We start from the raw sequence: 7,141 nt of genomic DNA on the forward strand, positions 1-7,141 counted from the left end.
ACCGGCTATGAGAGTGGTGGTGATCCTTCGGTTCATCGCGACCTCTCTGGGTCCGACGTCCCGCGCGGTTGGCGAGATCCCGTCCGACGGACCCTCATCCGAGACCCACCGTAAACACATCGCACCAACGCGCGGTGGGCGAATGGACATTTCGGCGAGACTGCTGTCGACGGCGTCGTGTCAGCCGGCAATCACGCGCAGTATGCGATCGTCGTCATCGGTGGGCTGTCCGCGGCCGTCGGTGTTGCTCGTGCTCACCCAGAGCGAACCGTCGGGTGCCGCGGCCACCGCGCGGATCCGTCCGTAGTCGTCGGTGAGGTGACTCGCCGGTTGACCGGCCGACTCCCCGTCGAGGGGCACCTCCCACAGCCTCCGGCCGCGCAACGCGGCGACGTACGCGCGATCACCGACGATCGCGAGGCCGGCCGGCGAGGCCTCCTGCGGGGTCCAGGTGACCTTCGGGGCGATGAACCGAGGATCGTCGGATTCGCCTTCGAACTCGGGCCAGCCATAGTTGCCGCCGCGCCGGATGAGGTTGAGTTCGTCGCGCCGGTTCTGGCCGAACTCGGTTGCCCACAGGCGGCCCGCGCCGTCGAATGCCAACCCTTCCACGTTGCGATGGCCGTAGGAGTAGACCTCGTTGCCGAACGGGTTGCCGGGCCATGGGCGACCCTCGGTGTCCACACGTAGGATCTTGCCGTTGAGGGACCGTATCTCTTGTGCGACAGCGGGTTCGGCTGCATCGCCGACCGCGACGAAGAGGCTGCCGTCGGCATCGAAGACGAGCGCACCGCCGTGGTGGTTGTAGGCGGCGTCGAGGCCGCGCAGGAGCGTGCGCGGACCGGTGAGTCGCCGGCCGTCGAAGTCCAGCCGGACGAGCCGGTTGTCGGAGTCGGTGGTGTAGTAGACGAACACCGCGTCCTCGGCGCCCGGGGCGATCGCGATGCCCTGCAGCCCACCCTCGCCGCGAGGCGCGGCGTCGCCGATCTCGCCGACGGTCCGGACCTCGCCCGACCCGGACACCCGCACGATCGTGGCGTCGTCGCGTTGGGTGACCAACGCATCGCCGCCGCGGAGGAATCCCATTGCCCACGGCACGTTCAGTCCCGAGGCGATCACCTCGACGGCTGTCCTCCCCGTGTCCTCGGTGTCTCTCTGTCCGTCGCGCGACGGTGAGGGGCGGACGACGTCGGCGCCCGAGCAGCCGGAGGTGAGTACGGCGCCGGTGAACCCGAGCAGCCCGGCGGTGAGAAGCTGGCGGCGATCCATACCCTCGATGGTGCCCGATCTCGGTGGCGCTCCCGGGCCCGATTTGGGTCTGGCCAGCAGATTCCCTACACTAGACCGGTTGCCTGTGCACCTCAGGTGCCCGGGACACAACTGAATAGTCTCCGGTGCCGGCGAAAAGCCAAGGGCACCGGCGACGAGAACCTTGAAGAAACTATCCACTTCGTGGAAGGCCCACCGCAGGTCAGAGGGATTTCCTCTCATCGGCGCTGTATGGGAACCGCCACGAGAAAGGTTGACGGTCAACCATGACCATGACTGACCCAATCGCAGACTTCTTGACGCGTCTGCGCAACGCCAATTCGGCGTACCACGACGAGGTGAAACTCCCGTCGTCGAAGATCAAGGTGAACATCGCCGAGATCCTCAAGCGTGAGGGCTACATCACCGACTACCGCATCGAGGATGCGGAGGTCGGCAAGAGCCTGATCGTCTCCCTGAAGTACGGCCCCAGCCGTGAGCGCTCCATCGCCGGTCTGCGCCGCGTCTCGAAGCCGGGTCTCCGGGTTTATGCAAAGTCCACCAACCTGCCCAAGGTGCTGGGCGGCCTCGGCGTGGCCATCATCTCCACGTCGTCGGGTCTGCTCACCGACCGCCAGGCAGCCAACCAGGGCGTGGGCGGCGAAGTCCTCGCCTACGTCTGGTAGGGGAGGGAACGACATGTCGCGTATCGGAAAGAACCCCATCGAGATCCCCGCGGGCGTCGACGTCACCGTCGACGGACAGCGCGTTGCCGTCAAGGGCCCGAAGGGTGAGCTCTCGCTCACCGTCAGCGAGCCCATCACGGTCGCCAAGGAAGACAACACCATCGTTGTCACCCGCCCCAACGACGAGCGTCGCAGCCGCGCGCTGCACGGCCTGAGCCGTTCGCTGATCAACAACCTGGTCATCGGCGTCACGCAGGGCTACACCACGAAGATGGAGATCTTCGGTGTCGGCTACCGCGTCCAGGCGAAGGGCAACGACCTCGAGTTCGCCCTCGGTTACAGCCATCCCGTGCCGATCGAGGCCCCCGAAGGAATCACCTTCGCCGTGGAGTCCCCGACCAAGTTCTCGGTCTCGGGTATCGACAAGCAGAAAGTCGGCCAGATCTCGGCGAACATCCGCCGCCTGCGTCGTCCGGACCCCTACAAGGGCAAGGGCATTCGCTACGAGGGTGAGCAGATCCGTCGCAAGGTCGGAAAGACGGGTAAGTAAGCCATGAGTGACACAGCTACCAAGACCAGCCGCAAGCCCCTCGGCAAGGACGTGTCGACGCGTCGTCGCAAGGCGACCGTCAACCGGCACTTCCGTCTCCGCAAGAAGGTCAGCGGAACCCCGGCTCGTCCGCGTCTCGCGGTCAAGCGCAGCTCGCGCCACATCCACGTGCAGCTCATCGACGACCTGGCCGGCAAGACGCTGGCCGCCGCGTCGTCGATCGAGGCCGACGTGCGTGCAGCAGGCGGCGACAAGTCGGCTCAGGCCCGCAAGGTCGGCGAGCTCATCGCCGCCCGCGCCAAGGCTGCCGGCGTCGACGCCGTCGTGTTCGACCGTGGCGGCAAGGACTACCACGGCCGTATCGCCGCGCTCGCCGATGCCGCCCGTGAGGGAGGCCTGAGCTTCTGATGACCATCTTCACCAGCTACACCCACATGACCGGAGGGAACCTCTGATGCCCGGACGTCAGCGTGACGGCGGAAACGGACCCGCCGGTAACGACAACAACCAGAACAACGCAGGTGGCGGCAACGACCGTCGCGGCGGTGGCCGCGGAGACCGTCGCGATCGCGGCGGCCGCGACCAGGACCGCAACCAGCTCGAGCGCGTGGTGACCATCAACCGCGTCTCGAAGGTGGTCAAGGGTGGACGTCGTTTCTCGTTCACCGCTCTCGTGGTCGTCGGCGACGGCCAGGGCATGGTCGGCGTCGGCTACGGCAAGGCCAAGGAAGTTCCGGCCGCGATCCAGAAGGGCGTCGAAGAGGCTCGTAAGAACTTCTTCCGCGTCCCGCTGATCGGCGGCACCGTGACCCACCCGGTTCAGGGTGAGGCCGCTGCCGGTGTCGTCATGCTGCGCCCGGCCAGCCCCGGTACCGGTGTCATCGCCGGTGGCGCGGTGCGTGCCGTGCTCGAGTGCGCAGGCGTCCACGACGTCCTGGCCAAGAGCCTCGGCTCGGACAACGCGATCAACGTCGTCCACGCCACCGTGGCGGCACTCAAGATGCTGCAGCGTCCTGAAGAGGTCGCGGCCCGCCGTGGTCTGCCGATCGAGGACGTCGCTCCGGCCGGTATGCTGCGCGCTCGTGCCGGCCAGGGAGCGTAGCGACATGGCCGATAAGACAACAGTCAGGGAGTCGAATATGGCCCAGCTGAAGATCACTCAGGTCAAGGGCACCATCGGTACCAAGAAGAACCAGCGTGACAGCCTGCGGACCCTCGGACTGAAGGGCATCCGCCAGACCGTCACCCGCGAGGACACGCCGATCAACCGCGGCCTCATCAACGCGGTTCGTCACCTCGTGACAGTCGAAGAGGTTTAAGCAATGACCATCAAACTCCATCACCTTCGCCCCGCACCGGGGTCGAAGACCGACAAGACCCGCGTGGGTCGCGGTGAGGGGTCCAAGGGTAAGACCGCAGGCCGCGGCACCAAGGGCACCAAGGCACGTAAGAACGTGCCCGCCGGCTTCGAGGGTGGCCAGATGCCGATCCACATGCGGCTGCCGAAGCTCAAGGGCTTCACCAACCGCAACCGGATCGAGTACCAGGTCGTCAACGTCGGTGACATCGCGCGTCTCTTCCCGCAGGGCGGCACCATCGGCGTCGACGAGCTCGTCGCAGCCGGCGCGGTGCGCAAGAACAAGCTGGTGAAGGTGCTCGGCGACGGAGAGCTCTCCGTCAAGGTCGACATCACCGCCGACAAGTTCACCGCCTCCGCCAAGGAGAAGATCGCCGCTGCCGGAGGCAGCGTCACCGAACTCTGACGGATCCGACCGCCGGTCGGGCGGCAGCACCGCTGCCGTCCGACCGGCGGTTTCGGCGTCACTGTTAGAGTTTCAGACGTTGTCTGCCGCATCCGCACAAGATCGCCGCATCCCGAACATTGTCGATTGCCGAGCACACGGGGATCGGGTCGTGACCGACCCGGAACTGAACCCTCGCGTGGTCGTTCCTAGGAGGAGTTAGTGCTTTCCCCCCTCTTCGCGGCCATACGGACGCCGGACCTGAGGAAGAAGATCCTCTTCGTTCTCGGCATCATCATCCTGTATCGCCTCGGCGCGACCGTGCCGTCGCCCGGCGTGGACTACCAGGCCGTGCGGGCATGTCTGGACGAGGTCTCGGCCGGTGAGTCGAGCTCGGTCTACTCCCTGATCAACCTGTTCTCCGGCGGCGCGCTGCTGCAGCTGTCGGTGTTCGCGATCGGCATCATGCCGTACATCACGGCGTCGATCATCGTCCAGCTGCTCACGGTGGTCATCCCACGGTTCGAGCAGCTGCGCAAGGAAGGCCAGGCCGGCCAGGCCAAGATGACGCAGTACACGCGTTATCTCGCCGTGGCCCTGGCGCTCCTCCAGTCGACCGGCATCGTCGCCCTCGCCGACCGCGGCCAGCTCCTCCCGCAGTCCTGTGCGACCAGCGGTGAGGTGCTCAACGACTCCAGCATCTTCGGTCTGATGATCATCGTGCTCGTCATGACCGCCGGCGCCTGTGTCGTCATGTGGTTCGGCGAGCTCATCACCGAGCGCGGTATCGGCAACGGCATGTCGCTGCTGATCTTCGCGGGTATCGCTGCCCGTATCCCGGCCGAGGGTCGCACCATTCTCAACACCCGCGGCGGTCTCGTCTTCGCCCTCGTGTGTGTCGCCGCGCTGATCATCGTCGCGGGCGTCGTCTTCATCGAGCAGGGCCAGCGCCGCATTCCGGTGCAGTACGCCAAGCGCATGGTCGGACGCAAGATGTACGGCGGCTCGTCGACCTACCTGCCGCTGAAGGTCAACCAGGCCGGCGTCATCCCGGTCATCTTCGCCTCATCGCTGCTGTACCTGCCGCAGCTGATCGTCGAACTGACGCGCAGCACCGACGGAACGCAGTCGACGTGGCAGGAGTACGTCACCAAGTACCTGACCGATCCCAGCAACGGGGTCTACATCGCGGTCTACTTCCTGATGATCATCTTCTTCACGTACTTCTACGTGGCGGTGACGTTCAATCCGGAGGAACGCGCCGACGAGATGAAGAAGTATGGTGGCTTCATCCCGGGTATCCGGCCGGGCGCCCCGACCGCGGAGTACCTGGGCTACGTCCTCAGCCGCATCACTCTGCCCGGTTCGATCTACCTCGGTATCATCGCGGTCCTGCCGAACCTGTTCCTCGAGATCGGTAACAGCGGCAACGTCCAGAACCTGCCGTTCGGCGGCACGGCCGTACTGATCATGGTCGGTGTGGGCCTGGACACGATGAAACAGATCAACAGTCAGTTGATGCAACGCAAGTACGAAGGATTTCTCAAGTGAGACTCGTTATTCTCGGCCCGCCCGGAGCAGGCAAAGGCACCCAGGCGGAACTGCTGAGCGAAGCCCTCGGCATCCCGCACATCTCGACCGGTGACCTGTTCCGCGCCAACATCTCCCAGGGCACCCCGGTCGGTATCGAGGCCAAGAAGTACCTCGACGCCGGCAACCTGGTCCCGTCGGAGATCACCGTCGACATGGTTCGCGCCCGCGTGGGCGAGCCGGATGCAGCCAAGGGCTTCATCCTCGACGGCTTTCCGCGTTCGACCGAGCAGGCCGATGCCCTCAAGGACATCCTGGCCAATCTCGACGCCTCGCTCGACGCCGTGTTGTCCTTCGTCGTCGACACCGACGTCGTCGTGGAGCGCATGATGGCTCGTGGTCGTGCCGACGACACCGAAGAGGTCATCCGCAACCGGATGGACGTCTACACCAAGGAGACCTCGCCGCTGCTCGAGTACTACGGGGACGAGGTCAAGACCATCGACGCGGTGGGCGACATCCAGGATGTCCACCAGCGTGTGCTGAGCGCCCTCGGCGCCGGCGTCAACTGACACGTCGAGACTGCGTCCGCTGATGGGTTTTCGTAAACGCAAGCGCGTTCCGTTCCGCTCCGCCGCTGAACTGGATGCGATGGCAGCAGCGGGCGCAGTCGTCGGATCGGCTCTCGTGGCCGTCCGCGACGCCGCGAAGGTGGGGGTCAGCACCCTCGACCTCGACGAGGTCGCGGAGACCGTGATCCGCGAGGCCGGAGCAGTTCCCTCGTTCAAGGGCTACAACGGTTTCCCCGGATCGATCTGCAGCTCGGTCAACGACGTCGTGGTCCACGGGATCCCGTCGGCCGATGTCGTTCTCGCCGAAGGTGATCTCGTGTCGATCGACTGCGGTGCCATCCTCGACGGCTGGCACGGCGACTCGGCCTGGACCTTCGGGGTCGGCGAGCTGTCGCAGGCCGATGCGGATCTGTCCGAGGCCACCCGTCTGTCGATGGAGACCGGTATCGCGGCCATGGTCGACGGCGCACGCCTCACCGACATCTCCCACGCGATCGAACTCGGCACCCGCGCCGCGGAGAAGAAGTTCAACCGTCCGTTCGGCATCGTCGACGGGTACGGCGGTCACGGCATCGGTCGCGAGATGCACATGGATCCGTTCCTCGCCAACGAAGGCGAGCCCGGTAAGGGACCGCTTCTGGTGATCGGGTCGACGCTCGCGATCGAGCCGATGCTGACCCTGGGCACGGTCGACACCACCGTCTTGGAGGACGACTGGACCGTGGTGACCGACGACGGCTCCCGCGCGGCGCACTGGGAACACACCGTCGCGGTCACCGCCGACGGCCCGCGGATTCTGACCCCGCGGCCCCA

Annotated in this window: 10 protein-coding genes; 9 read left to right on the forward strand and 1 reads right to left on the reverse strand. The window is 65.8% G+C overall.

All coding sequences use genetic code 11. The annotated features are described in order from the left end of the window. Positions 1-180: 180 nt before the first annotated feature. On the reverse strand, positions 181-1,269 hold the full coding sequence (locus M1L58_RS03655; protein ID WP_248657854.1) for a PQQ-dependent sugar dehydrogenase: 1,089 nt from the start codon (positions 1,267-1,269) through the stop codon (positions 181-183). A 266-nt stretch (positions 1,270-1,535) separates the two neighbouring features. On the opposite strand from M1L58_RS03655, the gene rpsH reads away from it, so the two are divergent. From rpsH to map, 9 genes are all read left to right on the forward strand, one after another. Continuing rightward, positions 1,536-1,934 carry a 30S ribosomal protein S8 gene (gene rpsH / locus M1L58_RS03660; RefSeq protein WP_005197628.1) on the forward strand — a complete coding sequence of 133 codons (399 nt, stop codon included), beginning with the start codon at positions 1,536-1,538 and terminating at the stop codon, positions 1,932-1,934. 13 nt (positions 1,935-1,947) lie between these two features. Next, positions 1,948-2,484, forward strand: a complete 537-nt coding sequence (gene rplF / locus M1L58_RS03665) for a 50S ribosomal protein L6 (protein WP_154882509.1) — start codon at positions 1,948-1,950, stop codon at positions 2,482-2,484. A gap of 3 nt (positions 2,485-2,487) precedes the next feature. Then, positions 2,488-2,892: a 50S ribosomal protein L18 gene (gene rplR / locus M1L58_RS03670; RefSeq protein WP_005197625.1), complete on the forward strand. Its 405-nt coding sequence runs from the start codon at positions 2,488-2,490 to the stop codon at positions 2,890-2,892. Positions 2,893-2,938: 46 nt separating this feature from the next. Continuing rightward, positions 2,939-3,586 (forward strand): 30S ribosomal protein S5, encoded by a 648-nt coding sequence (rpsE, locus tag M1L58_RS03675; RefSeq protein WP_248657855.1) that lies wholly within the window; start codon positions 2,939-2,941, stop codon positions 3,584-3,586. Between the two features lie 37 nt (positions 3,587-3,623). After that, the gene (gene rpmD / locus M1L58_RS03680) at positions 3,624-3,803 is read left to right on the forward strand and encodes a 50S ribosomal protein L30 (protein ID WP_006899639.1); all 180 of its coding nucleotides are present in this window, start codon (positions 3,624-3,626) and stop codon (positions 3,801-3,803) included. A 3-nt stretch (positions 3,804-3,806) separates the two neighbouring features. Next, positions 3,807-4,247, forward strand: a complete 441-nt coding sequence (gene rplO, locus M1L58_RS03685; protein WP_006867008.1) for a 50S ribosomal protein L15 — start codon at positions 3,807-3,809, stop codon at positions 4,245-4,247. A 201-nt stretch (positions 4,248-4,448) separates the two neighbouring features. Continuing rightward, positions 4,449-5,777, forward strand: a complete 1,329-nt coding sequence (secY, locus tag M1L58_RS03690) for a preprotein translocase subunit SecY (RefSeq protein ID WP_006360195.1) — start codon at positions 4,449-4,451, stop codon at positions 5,775-5,777. Beyond that, on the forward strand, positions 5,774-6,328 hold the full coding sequence (locus M1L58_RS03695; RefSeq protein WP_005197619.1) for an adenylate kinase: 555 nt from the start codon (positions 5,774-5,776) through the stop codon (positions 6,326-6,328). The genes secY and M1L58_RS03695 overlap by 4 nt, the downstream gene beginning before the upstream one ends. 22 nt (positions 6,329-6,350) lie before the next feature. Next, the coding region (gene map / locus M1L58_RS03700; RefSeq protein ID WP_248657856.1) for a type I methionyl aminopeptidase at positions 6,351-7,141 on the forward strand (791 nt) is incomplete at its 3' end.

The sequence above is a fragment of the Gordonia sp. C13 genome (genome assembly GCF_023218005.1).
Taxonomy (GTDB): domain Bacteria; phylum Actinomycetota; class Actinomycetes; order Mycobacteriales; family Mycobacteriaceae; genus Gordonia; species Gordonia namibiensis.